At 46.9% G+C, this 2,216-nt stretch carries 2 protein-coding genes and 1 riboswitch; of the genes, one reads left to right on the top strand and one right to left on the bottom strand.

The genetic code is table 11. From position 1 onward, the window contains the following. Positions 1-56: 56 nt before the first annotated feature. A riboswitch (cobalamin riboswitch) is annotated at positions 57-239 on the bottom strand. Between the two features lie 108 nt (positions 240-347). Then, positions 348-1,748 (bottom strand): DEAD/DEAH box helicase, encoded by a 1,401-nt coding sequence (locus GX348_12545; protein ID NLP42986.1) that lies wholly within the window; start codon positions 1,746-1,748, stop codon positions 348-350. A 178-nt stretch (positions 1,749-1,926) separates the two neighbouring features. Between GX348_12545 and GX348_12540 the strand changes: the two genes are divergently transcribed. Then, positions 1,927-2,216 (top strand): ABC-F family ATP-binding cassette domain-containing protein (locus GX348_12540; protein ID NLP42985.1); only part of this gene is annotated, 290 nt, incomplete at its 3' end.

Below are 2,216 nucleotides of genomic sequence, written 5' to 3'. Positions count from 1 at the left end.
AAGGACGGATTTGGATAGTGTTACCAAATAATCCCCTCCCCATCGCTCGTGGGTAAAGCGGTGATTGATAGATAGGCAGTTCTCCTGGCTTTGAATCCTTGCTAGCCCAAACCTTCCCAAGACTTTCGTCCCAGTGGCATAACTTGGGTTTGCTCCTCATTACAGTGGCGGGACCGCGCCGGCTTTAAACCGGACTTCCCTATTAAGCCCCATAGGGCACCTACCTCGCTATATTATATTTTCTTGCTATTTCTTAAAATGTGCCATATAATAATACCATTTTTTAAAAAAATGTCAACATATTACAGTAAAGATTTAACCCCCTCGGCTAGCCGAGGGGGCATCTGTTACCATCTTCTTCTGTTGCCGTTGCCGCCGCTGCGGTTATCTTTCTTGGGGCCGCGCCGGAAACCGCCGCCGCGGGGACGGAGCGGTGCCTCTTCGGTTAATTTTACGGGTACGGTATTCGGTTCTTTGGTCAATAGTTTTAGGGCTGCCGCCAATAAGGTAACTGAATCGGTCTCAGCCAGCAGTTCTTCAGCCCGGCCGCGATAGTGCTCGATATTGCCTTCTTCGATTACATTTAAGATTCTTTCAATGGTCATCCGCTGCTGGCCTTCTAAGGCATCAGTCATTGTCGGCATAGGTTTGCGGGTTATTTTGCGTTTGGTAACGCGCTCGATCAACCGTAAATGTTCAATTTCGCGCGGGATAACAAAGGTTGTAGCAAGTCCAGTCTGCCCGGCGCGGCCGGTACGGCCAATCCGGTGAACATAGCTTTCGGGGTCTTGCGGAATATCAAAGTTATAAACATGTGTTACGCCGCTGATATCAAGGCCGCGGGCCGCAACATCGGTAGCAACCAGAATGTCAACGATACCTTCTCTGAATTGCCTGAGTACGCTATCCCGTTTTGCTTGTGTAAGGTCGCCGTGAATGCCTTCAGCTGAGTAGCCGCGCTTTTTTAAGGCCTCGGATAACTCATCAACGCGCCGTTTCGTCCGGGCAAAAAGAATTGCCAGCTCGGGGGACTGGATATCGAGCAAGCGGCAGAGAACATCAAATTTCTGCCGGTCTTGTACTTCGATATAGTACTGCTCAACAAGCGGTACCGTCACTTCTTTGGATTTAATGCTGATCATGGCTGGATCTTTTAAGAAGCGCTGCGCCAGCGCCTGAATAGCTTTCGGCATGGTAGCTGAAAACAAGAGAGTTTGTCTTTCGGCCGGAGTATCCTGTAGGATTTTTTCAATATCCTCGATAAAACCCATGTTAAGCATTTCGTCAGCCTCGTCCAGAACAACGATCTTGATATCGTCGAGTCTGATTGTGCGACGATTCATGTGATCCATCAGCCGACCGGGGGTGGCTACGATGATCTGCGGCCGTTTCTTTAACGCTTTAATTTGACGGCCAATATCCTGGCCGCCGTAAATAGGCAGGGTTCTAACATCGGTGTATTGCCCAATTTTATTGAGTTCCTCTGCTACCTGGATAGCTAGCTCGCGGGTGGGGGTAAGTACGATGCCCTGAGTTTTTTCGGCATAGCTGCCGAGAATCTTATCGATCATTGGAATGCCATAAGCTGCTGTCTTACCAGTACCGGTCTGGGCTTGACCTACTAAGTCTTTCCCTTCCATAGCCGGGGGAATGGATTGCTCCTGTATAGGGGTAGGTTCCTCAAACCCCATATTGCTTAGCGACTGGATGATTAAATCATTAATCGCTAAATTTGAAAACTTCTCCATATTGTGCTTTCAACCTCCTGAAATATATATCAATATAGAATCTCCATTGTTTGGAAAAACATACCATAGTATTATACTCTATCACGAATAACTCTTTAAGTCTACTTTTCTTTGACAGTTTGTCCGCAATTAAGCTAAAATATAAAGGCGTTTAATTAATTAAGCAGGAGAAAATGATATGAGTGTATTAAATGTAGAGAATGTTTCGCATGGGTTTGGAGCCCGTAAAATACTTGAAGATGCTTCATTCCGGCTGTTAAAGGGTGAGCATGTTGGTCTGATCGGGGCCAACGGCGAAGGCAAGTCTACCTTTTTAAATATTATTACCGGCCAGCTAGAACCTGATGAGGGAAAAGTCGAGTGGTCGAATAAAGTGACGGTTGGATACTTAGATCAGCATTCGGTTTTGGCCAAGGGCAATACAATCCGTGATATCCTGCGCCAGGCCTTCAAGCGCATGTTTGATTT

It is taken from the genome of Veillonellaceae bacterium (genome assembly GCA_012523975.1).
Taxonomy (GTDB): Bacteria; Bacillota; Negativicutes; order JAAYSF01; family JAAYSF01; genus JAAYSF01.
Note: the sequence above shows the minus strand (reverse complement) of the source record. Positions and strands in the feature narration are given on the sequence as shown.